This window comes from Spirosoma panaciterrae DSM 21099 (assembly GCF_000374025.1).
GTDB classification, from domain to species: Bacteria; Bacteroidota; Bacteroidia; order Cytophagales; family Spirosomataceae; genus Spirosoma; species Spirosoma panaciterrae.
Window position 1 is genome coordinate 62848 of sequence record NZ_KB893195.1, and the last position, 14245, is coordinate 77092.

At 48.9% G+C, this 14245-nt stretch carries 15 protein-coding genes and 2 tRNA genes; 11 read left to right on the plus strand and 6 right to left on the minus strand.

Translation table 11 applies throughout. The annotated features are described in order from the left end of the window. Positions 1 to 888, plus strand: coding sequence for an N-acetylmuramoyl-L-alanine amidase-like domain-containing protein (locus B153_RS0121100; protein WP_020598733.1), 888 nt, complete (start codon positions 1 to 3; stop codon positions 886 to 888). 17 nt (positions 889 to 905) lie between these two features. On the opposite strand, the gene B153_RS0121105 is transcribed toward B153_RS0121100, so the two are convergent. Together B153_RS0121105 and B153_RS38280 are read right to left on the minus strand one after the other, a co-directional pair. Continuing rightward, positions 906 to 1499 carry a hypothetical protein gene (locus tag B153_RS0121105; protein WP_020598734.1) on the minus strand — a complete coding sequence of 198 codons (594 nt, stop codon included), beginning with the start codon at positions 1497 to 1499 and terminating at the stop codon, positions 906 to 908. Between the two features lie 127 nt (positions 1500 to 1626). Further along, positions 1627 to 2148: a hypothetical protein gene (locus B153_RS38280; RefSeq protein ID WP_020598735.1), complete on the minus strand. Its 522-nt coding sequence runs from the start codon at positions 2146 to 2148 to the stop codon at positions 1627 to 1629. Positions 2149 to 2504: 356 nt separating this feature from the next. Here B153_RS38280 and deoC point away from each other — a divergent pair, with 356 nt between their 5' ends. The 5 genes from deoC to B153_RS0121135 all read left to right on the plus strand — a co-directional run bounded on the left by deoC (position 2505) and on the right by B153_RS0121135 (position 6678). Next, a complete protein-coding gene (deoC, locus tag B153_RS0121115) occupies positions 2505 to 3278 on the plus strand; it encodes a deoxyribose-phosphate aldolase (protein WP_020598736.1) in 774 nt (257 codons plus the stop codon). Between the two features lie 78 nt (positions 3279 to 3356). Next, positions 3357 to 4271: a sugar phosphate isomerase/epimerase family protein gene (locus tag B153_RS0121120; protein ID WP_020598737.1), complete on the plus strand. Its 915-nt coding sequence runs from the start codon at positions 3357 to 3359 to the stop codon at positions 4269 to 4271. Between the two features lie 102 nt (positions 4272 to 4373). Next, positions 4374 to 5039, plus strand: a complete 666-nt coding sequence (locus B153_RS0121125; protein ID WP_020598738.1) for a Uma2 family endonuclease — start codon at positions 4374 to 4376, stop codon at positions 5037 to 5039. Beyond that, positions 5023 to 5607, plus strand: a complete 585-nt coding sequence (locus B153_RS0121130; RefSeq protein ID WP_040761812.1) for a phosphatase PAP2 family protein — start codon at positions 5023 to 5025, stop codon at positions 5605 to 5607. Before B153_RS0121125 ends, B153_RS0121130 begins: the two co-directional genes overlap by 17 nt. 78 nt (positions 5608 to 5685) lie before the next feature. Continuing rightward, the gene (locus B153_RS0121135; RefSeq protein WP_020598740.1) at positions 5686 to 6678 is read left to right on the plus strand and encodes a ComEA family DNA-binding protein; all 993 of its coding nucleotides are present in this window, start codon (positions 5686 to 5688) and stop codon (positions 6676 to 6678) included. 72 nt (positions 6679 to 6750) lie between these two features. On the opposite strand, the gene rlmD is transcribed toward B153_RS0121135, so the two are convergent. Next, positions 6751 to 8196 carry a 23S rRNA (uracil(1939)-C(5))-methyltransferase RlmD gene (gene rlmD, locus B153_RS0121140; protein WP_026262332.1) on the minus strand — a complete coding sequence of 482 codons (1446 nt, stop codon included), beginning with the start codon at positions 8194 to 8196 and terminating at the stop codon, positions 6751 to 6753. A gap of 69 nt (positions 8197 to 8265) precedes the next feature. Between rlmD and B153_RS0121145 the strand changes: the two genes are divergently transcribed. Both B153_RS0121145 and B153_RS0121150 read left to right on the plus strand, forming a co-directional pair. Then, positions 8266 to 10503, plus strand: coding sequence for a T9SS type B sorting domain-containing protein (locus B153_RS0121145; protein ID WP_020598742.1), 2238 nt, complete (start codon positions 8266 to 8268; stop codon positions 10501 to 10503). A gap of 77 nt (positions 10504 to 10580) precedes the next feature. Then, complete coding sequence (locus B153_RS0121150) at positions 10581 to 11390, plus strand: SDR family oxidoreductase (protein WP_020598743.1); 810 nt, start codon at positions 10581 to 10583, stop codon at positions 11388 to 11390. Between the two features lie 60 nt (positions 11391 to 11450). Here B153_RS0121150 and B153_RS0121155 read toward each other — a convergent pair whose 3' ends face one another. Further along, entirely contained in the window at positions 11451 to 12134 is a 684-nt protein-coding gene (locus B153_RS0121155; protein WP_020598744.1) for a tetratricopeptide repeat protein, read from the minus strand. Between the two features lie 116 nt (positions 12135 to 12250). Between B153_RS0121155 and B153_RS0121160 the strand changes: the two genes are divergently transcribed. Then, a tRNA-Lys gene (locus tag B153_RS0121160) sits at positions 12251 to 12323 on the plus strand. Between the two features lie 87 nt (positions 12324 to 12410). Here B153_RS0121160 and B153_RS0121165 read toward each other — a convergent pair. Continuing rightward, entirely contained in the window at positions 12411 to 12824 is a 414-nt protein-coding gene (locus B153_RS0121165) for a DUF3127 domain-containing protein (RefSeq protein WP_020598745.1), read from the minus strand. A gap of 152 nt (positions 12825 to 12976) precedes the next feature. Here B153_RS0121165 and B153_RS0121170 point away from each other — a divergent pair. Together B153_RS0121170 and B153_RS37350 are read left to right on the plus strand one after the other, a co-directional pair. Then, positions 12977 to 13058 (plus strand) — tRNA-Leu (locus B153_RS0121170). After that, a complete protein-coding gene (locus B153_RS37350; protein WP_157634774.1) occupies positions 13052 to 13621 on the plus strand; it encodes a hypothetical protein in 570 nt (189 codons plus the stop codon). Before B153_RS0121170 ends, B153_RS37350 begins: the two co-directional genes overlap by 7 nt. 113 nt (positions 13622 to 13734) lie before the next feature. Here the strand turns inward: B153_RS37350 and B153_RS0121180 are convergent, their stop codons facing one another. After that, positions 13735 to 13908 (minus strand): hypothetical protein, encoded by a 174-nt coding sequence (locus B153_RS0121180; protein ID WP_157634775.1) that lies wholly within the window; start codon positions 13906 to 13908, stop codon positions 13735 to 13737. Positions 13909 to 14245: the final 337 nt, after the last annotated feature.

Genomic DNA, 14245 nt, shown 5'->3' on the forward strand with positions numbered 1-14245 from the left:
ATGATGAAACTGTTTACCGCATTCTTTTTCTTACTTATACCATTTAGTACACAGGCTCAGGAAATTACGCTATCGTCGAATCAGCAGTCGCTGACCATCGTCGGTGGTAAAACCACGCCTGAAACGATTCTGTCGATTGGTAAACAGTTTATCAACTGTCCGTATGTACCGCATACGCTCGATACCAATCCGACCGAACAATTGGTGGTGAACCTGCGGGAGTTCGATTGTACTACCTATCTGGAAACTGTGCTGGCCCTCTCGCTGGCGTGGCAGGATATGGGGGCGAAACCGAATCAGGCTGTTTTTGAGCAATCCTTTCGAACCTATCTGACGAAACTCCGATACCGGGATGGCCGGATTGATGGCTACGCCAGCCGACTCCACTATTTCTCCGACTGGCTCCGCGATAATGAGCGCAAAGGGCTGGTAACCGACGTAACCCGTGACCTACCGGGTAGTATGTCTGTTGCCAAACCCGTTTCATACATGACGACGGCAACGTATAAGTACCCGCGTTTAACTGATCCAGCTATTCTTAAACAAGTAGCCCAAACGGAAGCGGCTATTAGCCAGCAAACCTTTTCTTTTATCCCCAAAAAGGCCGTCAAACAGGCTGAAGCGTCTATTCGTGAAGGAGATATTGTGATGCTGATGGCGGCCCGGCCCGGTCTGGACATGAAGCATGTGGGGATTGCGGTTCGGCAACCTAATGGACAATTACACCTGATGCACGCTTCATCTGAACAGGGCGCGGTGGTTATTACACCGTACTCGCTCAGTGATTATGTACTATGGCATCGAGGTTTATCGGGTATTCGGATCGCCCGACTCCGCTCTGAAAGTGGCACTCCTCCGATAATGGCTCGGGGTAAACAGGCGGAATAAGCGCTCAGATACGTAGTTTATCTACGGCTACTGTTTAGTTGATCAAACGCTTCCAGAAACGGATCTATTGCCGACAGATCACAGGCCGAGCAAAGGGCCGAAACACGCTGATCGGTAATAACCAGTCGTTGGGAAGTTATCGTCTGGCAGTTGCTGTCATACCCTCTGGCTTGTACAAGACGCGCTCCTATATCCCCCTTCTGCCAGATTTCGCCCTCAATGGTCAGCAATTTGTTCGCCTGAATGCCGCACAAATTCAGCCTACGGACTGCCGCATGAACCCCCTGCCCGTATTGCTGTCGAAATGTCTTTCGTAGCTCATCGCTGGCATCGCAGGAAATCTGGAACAGTTTGCCCTCGTAAAACACCAGGGATACATTCGTAACCGACAAGCCATCTACATCTGCCGAACGAGCGATAAACAAACGCACCTGATTGCAGGTCAGGGCCAGCGTACCCTTTACCAGTACTGGTTCGATCTCCCGAAAATCGTTTTGTCGGAGCGAGTCAGGCGAAGTCGCCCCGAGTATATACCGCCCTAACCCTGCAATTTTGTGAGGATCTTCAACGATACGACCGAAAAGAGACAGGAAAACAATAGACCAGATCATCAGTTACGGCTCATTATCTGGTAAAGCTAATCTGTATAACGTCGGTTCCATTCGATAAGCCAGCAAGTTAGTAGCGTTTCTATGTCCACCCGGCAAAGACACATCGAAATAAACGTTTAAACCAGTTCTATGGGTGAAATACGAACCTATTAAATAGCTTCGACTTCTTCTTGATTGAGATAGGATCGATTCGATGAGATTGATAATGAATAGACGATCTGGATGAATCTCTCCAATTCCATTGACCTGGACTTATTTGCACACGTACCCAACCCTTGGTGGCTTTTGAGGGATAGTAAACAAATTTTTCGGGGCCTGAATCATCTCTATTATAATACATCGAGAATTTCCCTTTGGGTAGTGCTATAGTTCCTGAGTTAACAAATGTCGTGTCAGGTTTGTCCAAATGCGAAGTCGTCCGCTGGGTTTGATGTTCAATGGCAGCATCACCATTAAGCTCTCCATCAATTAACACCGAATACATACGTTCGCCTAATGGAATCGTTGTAATGTCGTACGTCCATTGCTTAGACTGAGTCACTGGATCAATTTGAATATCCTGTTCATCACTGTAACAGCTATAGGCCAGGTACGCTACTGATAAAGCTAAAAGTACTCGAGCGCCTACTTTTATAAATCTTCCTACCATCAGAACAGGGTCATTTCGATTGGTGTTACGAGCGCCAATAGGTGAACTACCAGCCAAATAGGCATTAGTTCACCGCTTAAAGACATATCAATGACAAAAAAACAATCAACTCACTGCTCTCGGGATTATGTATTTTCGGTTAATCATGCATAACTATTAGTATACACCCTAATGATCTAGTAAGAAGCCTTGACGTGACAAGATATAACCGAAACGACGAATTTTATAATCTGTAGTTTCCATACTGCCAAAGGTCCCGAAGCGTCCACACTTCCGACCTGGGCCAGTCGATGCTATCGCTCGTTTTCCCATTACTTTTCCAGCCAATACCGTATCTTAGCCGACCATTTTCCGATATGGCTATGAACCCTACCCTAATCCGCGAGCTGGCCAAAATGATCGACCACTCGCTCCTTCACCCTACCCTGACCGATGCCGAACTCCGCGAAGGCTGCGAACTGGCCCTCAAATACGATGTGGCTTCGGTTTGCATTAAACCGTATGCAGTACGTATGGCGGCCGAATTACTGGCTAGCTCCGATGTGCTGGTGGGTACAGTGATCGGATTTCCACACGGCAACAGCGCTACCAGCATCAAAGTAGCCGAAACTGAACAAGCTTGCCAGGATGGGGCCGTTGAGATCGATATGGTTGTCAACATTGGTAAAGTACTGGGTGAAGACTGGCAGTACGTAAGCGACGAAATCTGGGTGGTTCATAAAGCCTGTCAGGCACATGGCGCTATTCTGAAAGTCATTTTCGAAAATGATTATCTTCCCGACGACTCGTACAAAATCAAACTCTGTGAAATTTGCACGGAGGTCGGCGCTGAGTTTGTCAAAACATCGACCGGGTATGGTTTTGTGAAAGGCCCCGACGGCAAATACAGCTACGAAGGCGCTACCGAACACGACCTCCAACTCATGCTCGACCATGTTGGCCCCGACGTTCGGGTAAAAGCAGCCGGTGGCGTACGCACACTGGATGGCCTGTTGACAGTCAAAGAGATGGGAGTTGCCCGGCTGGGAGCATCGGCCACAGCCGCCATCATGGAAGAAGCGTATCGCCGATTTGGCGTCGTATCGGCTGATGTACCAACAGGCCCCATAGCAGAATCGAAAGGCTATTAATAAAGTAGTGAAAACCGCTACTCACGTTTCATAATGGTGGGTAAAACCCGCCCTATTCCCTAATCTATAAACCTGTCTATGCTTCACCTTGGTTTTGTTTCGGCCATAATGGCCGATTATGATCTGAATAGTGTACTAAAATTTGCGTCGGAGCATCAGTTTTCCTGCGTGGAGGTTATGTGCTGGCCTGGTAGCAACGCCGATACACGCCGATACGCGGGCGTTACGCACATCGATGTCGACAACCTCGATATTGATCAGATACGCACCCTGACGCGGCTCTATAAGGTTTCGATTTCGGGGCTGGGGTACTATCCAAACCCCCTTGACCCAAACCCCGAACAGGCGGAGTATTACCGGGAACATATTAAGAAACTAATTCGGGCGGCTGCCAAGCTGGGCGTTCCGGTCGTAAATACCTTCATCGGTCGAAATCCTTCGTTGAGTATCACCGAAAACCTGAAGCTCTACGCCGAACACTGGCCAGCCATTGTAAAAGAGGCCGAAGCCTGTAACGTGAAAATTGGCATTGAAAACTGCCCCATGTGGTTTACCGACGATGAATGGCCGGGCGGTAAAAACCTGGCAACAGCCCCCGCCATCTGGGATCGTATGTTCGAGATTATTCCCTCACGGGCGCTGGGCCTGAACTACGACCCGAGCCACCTGATCTGGCAAATGATGGACGAAGTTCGCCCTATTTACGACTATCGGGACCGGCTGCATCATATTCACCTGAAAGACGTGAAGCTGTATCCCGACAAGTTGAATCGCGTGGGCATTATGGCAAATCCGCTTGAGTACCATTCGCCTAAACTGCCGGGACTGGGCGACGTACGCTGGCGCCATTTCTTTGCGGCACTCACCGATGTCCGTTACCGGGGTCCTGTGTGCATCGAAGTCGAAGACAAAGCGTTTGAAGGTAGTCCCGAAGATGTAAAAACCGCCATCCTGACCGCCCGGAATTATCTGAAGCAGTTTTTGGTGTTGTAGTTTGCGAGTTAGCGTTTGAGGTTTGTCACATCTGGCACGAACCTCAAACCTCCAATTGTACCATTCCGGCAAATTTCGTATCTTTATCAAAAAACTACGCGCATGGTTGCCACTGCCTCGCTTGTAACGCAAATCAACGAACGACTTAAGCAGGAGCCCGAAATTTTCATTTCGGCCACGCTGGATGAGTATTGGACCTTACTGGACGAGTTACGTGACGAATCGCTTCCTCTTGATTATGACATCGAATACATTAATGGACAGATCAGAGCCCGAATCGGCATGGCCAGCGACAGACACGAAACAATAGTTGCCAATATTATCAGCGTATTACGAACGATTTTTTACGATATGCCCGATGTCCGGGTAATGGGAAGCAATAAACTAGTCTTCGTTTCAGATTGTGAACTGGCGGTGAAACCCGATGTGCTGGTTATGAAGGGTGAAAGTCAGCTTATTCTTCGGCAAGGGCAAGAAGCAGGTATTACAAATCCGCATGTGCTGGTCGAAGTGCATTCCGATTCAACCTATCGTCAGGATTTATCGACCAAGTTACGGTGTTACAAACAGCTCGAATCGGTACAGTATATTGTCTACATCGATCAGACTCTACACTTCGTGTCGGTATACACCAAACAGCAGGATAGTCGTCACTGGCTCAACGAGGATTATAATTCGCTGGATATGGCCGTGCGCCTTGGCGACTTCAGCATTCCCATGCAGGATATTTACCACAAAGTGGTCATTGACCGTGCTACAAACGCTTAATCAACTCGATACCGATCTATTTCTTTGGCTCAACGGCCAGTATGCCTCCTGGCTCGACCCGATCATGATTTGGGTAACGGAGCGCAACAGTTGGTTTCCGCTCTACGCACTCCTTATCGGCTGGCTCATTTATCGCTATGGTAAACAAGCTATTGGTATCCTGATTACGCTCATTGCAGCCGTTGCCATCAGCGACCAGACGGCTTCGTCGGTGCTAAAACCGCTCACGCATCGACTACGTCCCTGCCACGTCGTTACGCTTCAGAAGCTGATTCACCCCGTTATGGAATGTGGAGGGCCGTATGGCTTTGCGTCGTCCCATGCGGCTAATACCTTCGCGCTGGCGACCTGCCTCTGGCTCTTGTTCGGGAAACAATACCCCTGGTTGATTGTGGGGTATTCATGGGCCATTGTTGTGTCGTACAGTCGTATTTACGTAGCTGCCCACTACCCGCTGGATGTATTGACCGGCGCAGGCATTGGTGTATTGGCAGCATGGCTTTGTGTGTACGTATATCGTCGGTGGCAATCCCGGGATACCAGGCAGAACGGGCGTTTTATCAACTAAATACTCGAAAAAGTTGCGTAGCATAAACTTACGATTTAGTTTGCAGTAGTTACATACCACCGCAACGAATCGTTATTCATGCTTAATCGGCTCCATGCGCTTGTCCGCGACTACTTTGGTCTATCTCATAAAGAGGCACGGGGATTTATCGTCCTACTTTTTCTATGCATCCTGTTTCTACTGATCCCGTTCGTATATCGTTTTTTTGCTGATCGAAAACCCATCGACACGACCTCAACCGATCAGCGGAAACTCGACAGCCTGGTAGCGATTATGCAGGCAGAAGAAGCGAAACAACCTAAATATGGCCGTCGATCGGAGAAAGAAAAAACGACCAGCGAACACTTTAACGAACCCAAACTATTCCCGTTTGATCCAAACACGGCTACTATTGGGCAATGGCAGCAGCTCGGTCTGCCCCGTTGGCTGGCCGAACGAATCGACAAGTTTCGAAGCAAGGGTGGGCAGTTTCGAAAGAAAGAAGACTTGCTGCGTATCTATGATTTCCCACCTGAACTATACGACCAGTTAGAACCTTACATCACCCTAAAGGAAACCTCACCCAGTCAACGGTTTAGCTCTACGAAAGCCAACTCCGATGACGCATCCATAACAAGCGACCGTCCGGCTTTTACCAATCGGCCTACTTTCGTTGAGCGCCCGGCCAAGCCCGTATTGCAGTCTTTTGATATCAATACGGCTGACACCTCGCAACTGATCGCCCTGAAAGGGATTGGGGCCACCCTCGCCGGACGTATCGTAAAATTTCGGGATGCCCTTGGTGGCTTTATCTCAACAGAACAATACCGTGACATTTACGGACTAGACTCGCTGGCGTTGGACGAGTTGCTAAAATTCGGTAAAATCCAGTCGGGCGTACGTAAAATCTCCATCAATACGGCGACTGTTGACGAACTGGACCGGCATCCGTTTCTATCCCGTCGACAGGCGCAGATCATTGTCAATTATCGTGAACAACACGGAGCCTATACGTCCGCCGAATCTTTGAAGCCCATCCGGGTTCTGGACCCTAAAACCATCGATAAGATTGCTCCCTATCTGGCCTTTTAGTGAAATCAGGGGCCATTTCTTTCACCCCTGGTTTCACGCTGTCTCCCCTTCCCTACTCCATGCCCTTGTCCTTTACCGCTTTACCAACAGCGCCACATTTTCGACATGGTGCGTATGCGGAAACATATCTACCGGCTGCACATCGGCCACCCGGTAGCCTTCGTCCAGAATGCCCAAATCACGGGCCTGGGTAGCGGTATTGCAACTTACATACACAATCCGTTCAGGAGCTGCTTTGAGCAGTTGCCGCGTCACGGCCTCATCCATTCCTGCACGGGGTGGATCGGTGATGACCACTTCCGGACGACCATGCTGGTCAAAAAAGCCATCGGTCAGAATGTCCCGCATGTCGCCAGCGACAAACGTGGTATTGGTAATGCCATTTACTTCGGCGTTGATCCGCGCATCGGCTACCGAAGCTTCGACATACTCGACCCCAATCACCTGTCTGGACCGACGGGCTACAAACAGGGCGATGGTTCCCGTTCCGGTATATAAGTCGTACACACGCTCGCGTCCGGTAAGCCCGGCCCATTCACGGGTAATCTTGTACAGATTATGGGCTTGCTGGGCGTTGGTCTGGTAAAATGATTTAGGGCCTATCCGGAATGTTAATGGGGCGCCATCGGCTTCATCCATTTGTTCCTCAATGTAGGGTTTTCCGGCCCAGTTAATTACCTCCTGATCCTGATAGCTATCGTTTTTCTTCGTATTCAGGATGTAATTCAACGACGTAATCTCCGGGAATTGAACTTGCAGATACCTTAACAACCCATTGAGTAACTCGGTGTTATCCTGGGCCACCTGCAACGTTACCATAACCTGCTGCGTAGTAGCGGCAGTACGAATGATGAGCGTCCGCAGAAAACCCGTGTGCGCTTTCAGATTATACAACGTCAGGCCATGCGCAAATACATAGTCGTTCACGGCCTGTCGAATGGCATTGGACGGATCGGGCTGAAGGTAACAATGATGAATCGGAAGCACTTTATCGAACCGTCCGGGAACGTGAAAACCGACCGCCCGCTGATCCATCGGTTGGTCGGTAGCCACTTCGCGCGTGGTCAGCCAACGCCCTTCGGCACAGGTAAACTCCAGTTTGTTCCGGTAGTACTGGGTAGGATGAGCCGGCAGAATAGGCCGAATTTCGGGCAACGCTACCTTGCCGATACGGGTCAGATGATCGACCACCTGCTGGTGTTTAAAGCCCAGTTGTTCGCTGTATTGAATATGTTGCCATTTGCAGCCGCCACAGGTTCCAAAATGCTCACAGAACGGCTCAGTACGCACCGACGACCACGCATGAATGTGTTCCGCTACCGCTTCGCGATACTGTTTTTTCCGATTTGTAATGCGCAGATCGACCACATCGCCGGGCGCTACACCGGGGCCTCCGGTTGGGTTATCCACGAAAATGACGCCCTCGTCGGTACGTACAATACACTTCCCTTCGGCTGCTACGGCATCAATGCGGACGCTTGCCAACCGTTCGGGGGTTTTATGAATCCTTCTACGCATAAGTCCTAAAAAGTCGCTAATTTAAGCATCCATTTTCGGACGCTCTCCATTCCGAACAATTTCTAACGTATGCTCAACTTATACCGTCTTGTACGACTACCTTTTCTACTGACCACTTTATTACTGGTTATCAGTCACTTTAGCTCGGCAACACACATTGTCGGAGGAGAGTTGGAACTACGGTATCTGGGCACACAGTCGGCCTATACCCACCGCGTCAATCTGAATCTGTATTTCGACCTTGTCAATGGTAGTCAGGGCGCCAGAGATAGCTACATACGCGTTGGTGTTTTCTCCAAACGGACCAACCAGCTTATGGGTGATATTTCCCTTTTTTACGTCAGTGAGCAACCTGTTGTATACACAAGACCGGCCTGTGCAACTTCCAGTCTGAGTACGTTATTGATCAAATACAGTAACGACGTAACGTTCGACCCCAATATCTTCAACGACCCGGGCGGTTACTACATCTCCTGGGAACGCTGCTGCCGAAATGGCGTCATCAATAACATCATAAATCCGGGTGGGGCAGGCTCGGCCTTCTATCTGGAATTTCCCGCCTTATCCACCAAAAACTCATCGCCAAATTTTACGATTCCCAAAGGCGATTACGCCTGCGTTGGCCAACCCTTCACGCTCGATTTCAGTGCCAAAGATGCCGATGGCGACAGCCTGACGTATACATTGGTTACACCCTATAATGGTTTCAGCACGGCGGCAGTACCCATTCCCAGCATTCCTAGTTTTGGCCAGCCCACCTTTTACTCGGGCCCTTATCCAACCATACAATGGAGTAGCGGTATCTCAGTGGCCAATGAAATTCCGGGCTCTGTACCCCTTCGCGTCAATGCAAGCACAGGTTTACTGAGTGTCACCCCCGACCGGGCGGGTTTATTTGTATTTTCAGTCGAAGTAGCCGAGTTCCGGGCTGGTAAACGAATCGGGGTAGTCCGGCGTGATTTTCAGGTACTGGTGCTCGATTGCCCCCGCAACAATCCGCCCCAACTCCTTTTCCGGCCCGATGGGCAGAAGACTTTTTACAAAGAAGGCACTGTGCTGACCATTGCCGAAAAAGATACCAACTGCCTGAATCTTTATGTTACTGACATCGACCCCAATCAACGCATCACCATTGTCAATATGAGCGGATCGTTGCCCGGCCTGACCATTGCTCCCGGCGATTTATTTACCCGGAGCAATAAAGATACCCTTCAGGCGAAATTCTGCTTTGGTCGATGTGTTGGGGCCGATGGCAAACCCGTTACGCTGATGATTCGGGCCACCGACGATGGCTGCCCACAAGGGTTAAGTGATACCATCAGTATCCGGCTATCCATAACGCCATCCTTGAATCATAAACCAGCCGCCAGTACCAATCTGCTCAACAACCTGGCCAAAATCAACGTGGGCACTTCGTTGACATTCACCGCCTTCGGGAATGACATAGATAACGACAATATTACCATTCAGGCTGTTGGTCGGGGATTTACGCTGGCCCAGGCAGGAATGACCTTCGCGTCGGCATCGGGAGTTGGTAAAGTTTCCCAGCTCTTCACCTGGAAACCCACCTGTACGCAGGCTACCCAATCCAACTACATCGTTGATTTCATTGTCACAGACACCCGCTGTAACCAGAACTTACGTGATACGGTCTCCGTCAACCTGTCGGCAGTGGGAAAACCGAGTCAGCCGCCGAGTGTACAAACAACCCTCTCCCAACCTGTAGTTGAGCTTACAGTCAGCCCCAACGATTCGACAGGTCGTACAACCTTCAATGTTCTGGGCAATGACCCCGATCGGGATACGATTCAGCTTACGGGAACAGGGCGCGGTTTTGATGTAAAAGAAATGGGAATGAGTTTCACCAACAAAGCCGGGCTCCCTATGCTTCAGTCAGCCTTTGACTGGAAACCCACCTGCGAGCTGATGGCAGGAAAAACCGAAGCAACGTTTGTGGTCGATTTTGTAGTCGATGACCGATCCTGTCAGCCTAATCATACCGCCACCACGACCGTTACGTTTCACGTTATCAATCCAACCTTTGCCGCCGATATCAAAGTCCCCAATGTTTTCACACCCAATGGCGACGGTATTAACGACTATTTTGCCGTCAAAGACCTGCCCGAAAACTCCTGTTCTGAGCAGTTCAGGCGTGTCGACATTACCAATCGCTGGGGGGCAACCATTTTTTCGTCGACCGACCCGAAATTCCGGTGGTACGGAACCAACGCCCCTACCGGAACCTATTACTACCTGCTACTCACCACCCAGCGAACCTTGAAAGGGACCGTTACATTGATTCGCTAAACCCAGTCAACGGGCAGCTCATCAATACGATTTCTCTCCGCAGACTATCGATGAATTGCCCTATCTTTGTCTCCTCTATGAAAAATAAAGTTGTATTGATTACCGGGGCTTCGTCGGGTATTGGTCGGGCACTGGCTTTTGCGTTTGGGCGCGAAGGAGCCCACATAGTCATCTGCGGACGAAAAGCCGACGCGCTACAAACCGTAACGAGCGAACTAAAGCAGGCAGGTATCGATGTATTTGCCATAACAGCCGACGTAAGTGTGGAAACGGATGTTAAACGACTTATTGAACAAACCATTGCCCAATACGGTCACCTGGATATTCTGATCAATAATGCGGGGATCTCCATGCGTTCCATGCTGATTGATACCGATCCATCGGTCATTCAGAAAGTGATGGACATCAACTTCATGGGAACCGTTTATGCTACCCGACACGCCCTGCCGTTCCTTATCGAATCAAAAGGGTCTATCGTAGGTATTTCCTCGATTGCCGGGTATCGGGGGCTGCCTGTCCGATCAGGCTATTCAGCCTCTAAGTTTGCCATGAATGGTTTTCTGGAAGCTGTCCGTACCGAACTACTGCATACGGGTGTTCATGTACTGACGGCCTGTCCGGGCTTTACAGCTTCGAATATTCGCTACTCAGCCCTGGATGCTCATGGAAATGCGAAAGGTGAAACCATGCGCGACGAAAACAACATGATGAGTGCCGAAGAATGTGCCGACCATATTCTGAAGGCTGTGAAGTCCCGCAAGCGTGAACTCATCCTGACTACCCAGGGCAAACTGACCGTATTCATCAACAAGTGGCTCCCCAGCCTCGCCGACAAACTTGTTTACAACACACTGGCCAAAGAAAAAGACTCGCCACTAAGAAAATGAATGTTTGGATAATTTAATGATAGAATGATTGAATTGTTCAACAATTCAATCATTCTATCATTAAATTATCCAAACATTGTCGCGTCGGATGAAGTAGAGTTCGTTGTGCCAGAGGATGCGCAGGTAGATGTCTTTTTTGCCCAGAATGTTGAGCTTATGCCCACGGCCAATTACCTCCACTACGGGCGCAGCCGCTGAGGGGTCTGTGCGAAGCAATACCCGATCATGACTGGTAATACCCGACTGAACCCCTTCGGGCAGATTGGTAAAGATGAGCAACAGAAACAGGTATAGAAATACAATCCACTTCTGTCGGTTTGGAATTTCTTCTTTGCGGATAACCTTCAGAATAAGCACACTAAAAACGTAGCCTGCGGGAATTAGCAAAAAGAGTAAAAAATAAATACCGTATTTGCGGTAAAACAGGTAAAAATAATTCAGATCGTCGGTCTCGTAGCCACTAAGGTTATTGGCCCGGGCAATTTCATTCATTCGGCGCAGAACCGCATCGTCGGGGTGGCGATCGAAATAGACATCCAGATAATACAGCAATCGGGGAATGTCATTTTGCTGCTCATAAATGCTGGCAAGTTTTAAAAGCATGGGGTCAGTAGCGGTATGCCCTTCGGCCAGAGCCATCTCAAATAAATACGCAGCATGGACATAATTTCCCCTGGCAAACAGGGAATCTGCCCGCCGAAGAGAATCGGTTAAGGCCGTCTGTGCCAGCGCAGTAACTGACATCAAACAAAAAAATAGACTTATTTTAAGACGAATAGCTTGCAATGAACGAAATAAGGCCATAATTTTGCACCGCGATTACGAACAAAGGCGCTCTCAAAAGCGTAATCTGTTCAACTGATTTGGTAGCTCAGCTGGTAGAGCAATACACTTTTAATGTATGGGTCCTGGGTTCGAATCCCAGCCGAATCACTAAAAGCGGAGTAAAGGGAGGAGGGGGAAGAAAGGGAGAATGGTATCACCATTCTCCCTTTCTTCCCCCTCCTCCCTTTACTCCGTTTAAAATGGTAAATCGTTGCTTTCTTCTTCGAAGGCAGCATTGAACGACACAGCCGAGGATTGAGCTGGCTGTGTTGACCGGGATTGTGGCTGCTGCATTGTAGCGGGCCTTGAGGGTGTAGCCGGTGCATTGTCGCCATCCGTCAGTTCGATCCGAAACGCACGCAGTTCAGTATACCAACGATCGTTGTATTCGCGCGATTCGGCACTAAACGTAGCCTTCAGCGTATCCCCTTCGGCAAACTGCTTCAGGTCATTCGCTTTGTCCCCCCAGGCGGTCATACATACTTTCTTAGGGTATTGACTATCCAGTGTTTCAATAACAAATTCTTGTTTATTCCAGGCCCCGTTTCGACCCTGACCCGTTACTTCGGGCAATACTTTTATAAGCTTTCCGACTAATTCAAGTGCCATACGATATGGGCTTTAATCTGTTAATTTAGAAAGATAAAAGTACGAAATTTCCACCAGCTTTCCCCCTGTCTTCATGAAAAAAGCAAAAGTTTTCGAAGCGTCTTTTGCAGAAAAATCCTAAACCGCTATATTTGCACCTCGATAACCGAATCGGCCACGTGGTGAAACTGGTAGACACGCCATCTTGAGGGGGTGGTGCTTCACGGCATGGGAGTTCGAGTCTCCCCGTGGTCACTCTGAAAAACGCTCAAATCAGCTTGATTTGGGCGTTTTTTGTTGTAGCAGGAGTTCTAATGGCAAAGAAATGGCAGAAACTCCTGCCTATCAAACAGGGTTTAGTACGTCCTAAAATGCCGAAAAATTACCCCTACAAAGAACCCTTTTTATCGAAGCCAACCGACAATGATTTATCAAAGCAATGGGTTGTCGATTATAGTATCTGGTCAAAGCAAAGAGAGAAACTCGTACGCAAACGAGTCGTTATAAAAGGCGATTCAATTGAAGCCCGTTTGAAAGATGCTAATGAGGTAATTGCACTCCTTCAGGACGACTTAAAAAACAGTGCCTATATAGAACCGTTAGAACAGCCAGAACCAACTATCTCAAAAGTCGACCTCAAACGAGAGATTGGTTGTAAAGAAGCAATTGACTATTACCTTGACACAATCAATAGCTCATTGAGCAAGGGGTCACAGCGTACCTACAGATGTAATTTCCGGGTTCCCAGGCTAGGCACATCTCGCCTGAGCGCTGTGACCAAGTCCATTACTAGCATCGTATGGCTCACCGATCGCTGAGCGCGTTGTTTTCTAGCATGAAACGCTTGTCGGCTCACACCAAACAGTCGACAAAGGCTTCCGACACTCACCTTTGCTATTTCGTTTTCACGAAGGATTAGGACCGTTTGGTGCTAGACCTTTTTCTGATCGGCACGTTTAAGCGCACGGGCGCCCCCGTCTTTTTCAGCGGTCTCAATCATCGTGTTGAGCGCTAGGATCAGCAAATTGGCTTGCTGTAGAGTCTGCTCCAACTCCTCATTACACTGTTTTAAGGCGGCCATATCGCGTTTTTGCGCTTGCTTCATGGCGAAAAAAAATAGCATACCCGTCTTCTCTTCTGGCGATAGAGTTGGACCCTGCTACGCAAAGTATGGCCACTATGAATGTCTAATCCTTCATCACCTGGCTGCCTTCTTCACAGCCAAAGAGGATGCGAAAAACGGCGGTCTCGCGGAGTTGTTCACTGTACAGGAAGCGACTCCGCGAGACCGCGAATGTGGGCTTGCATGATTGTCGATTTTTGGTGAAAATCTGACAACCTATTTCAGCGTAAGACAGGATATTAGAGAGATTTACGTATAAACACTCAATAAAAAGGGTATTTATACGGGATTTTATAGAATAAAATAGTTCAGATCTTTG

Bases quoted from the DNA above. Each gene is read 5' to 3' on its own strand.
- B153_RS0121155 (WP_020598744.1), bottom strand. From the start codon at position 12,134: ATGTCAGTTACTGCGCTGGCACAGACGGCCTTAACCGATTCTCTTCGG.
- deoC (WP_020598736.1), top strand. From the start codon at position 2,505: ATGGCTATGAACCCTACCCTAATCCGCGAGCTGGCCAAAATGATCGAC.
- B153_RS0121150 (WP_020598743.1), top strand. From the start codon at position 10,581: ATGAAAAATAAAGTTGTATTGATTACCGGGGCTTCGTCGGGTATTGGT.
- B153_RS0121145 (WP_020598742.1), top strand. From the start codon at position 8,266: ATGCTCAACTTATACCGTCTTGTACGACTACCTTTTCTACTGACCACT.
- B153_RS0121100 (WP_020598733.1), top strand. From the start codon at position 1: ATGATGAAACTGTTTACCGCATTCTTTTTCTTACTTATACCATTTAGT.
- B153_RS0121105 (WP_020598734.1), bottom strand. From the start codon at position 1,499: ATGATCTGGTCTATTGTTTTCCTGTCTCTTTTCGGTCGTATCGTTGAA.
- rlmD (WP_026262332.1), bottom strand. From the start codon at position 8,196: ATGCGTAGAAGGATTCATAAAACCCCCGAACGGTTGGCAAGCGTCCGC.
- B153_RS0121180 (WP_157634775.1), bottom strand. From the start codon at position 13,908: ATGAAGCAAGCGCAAAAACGCGATATGGCCGCCTTAAAACAGTGTAAT.
- B153_RS0121135 (WP_020598740.1), top strand. From the start codon at position 5,686: ATGCTTAATCGGCTCCATGCGCTTGTCCGCGACTACTTTGGTCTATCT.
- B153_RS0121120 (WP_020598737.1), top strand. From the start codon at position 3,357: ATGCTTCACCTTGGTTTTGTTTCGGCCATAATGGCCGATTATGATCTG.
- B153_RS0121125 (WP_020598738.1), top strand. From the start codon at position 4,374: ATGGTTGCCACTGCCTCGCTTGTAACGCAAATCAACGAACGACTTAAG.
- B153_RS0121165 (WP_020598745.1), bottom strand. From the start codon at position 12,824: ATGGCACTTGAATTAGTCGGAAAGCTTATAAAAGTATTGCCCGAAGTA.
- B153_RS38280 (WP_020598735.1), bottom strand. From the start codon at position 2,148: ATGGTAGGAAGATTTATAAAAGTAGGCGCTCGAGTACTTTTAGCTTTA.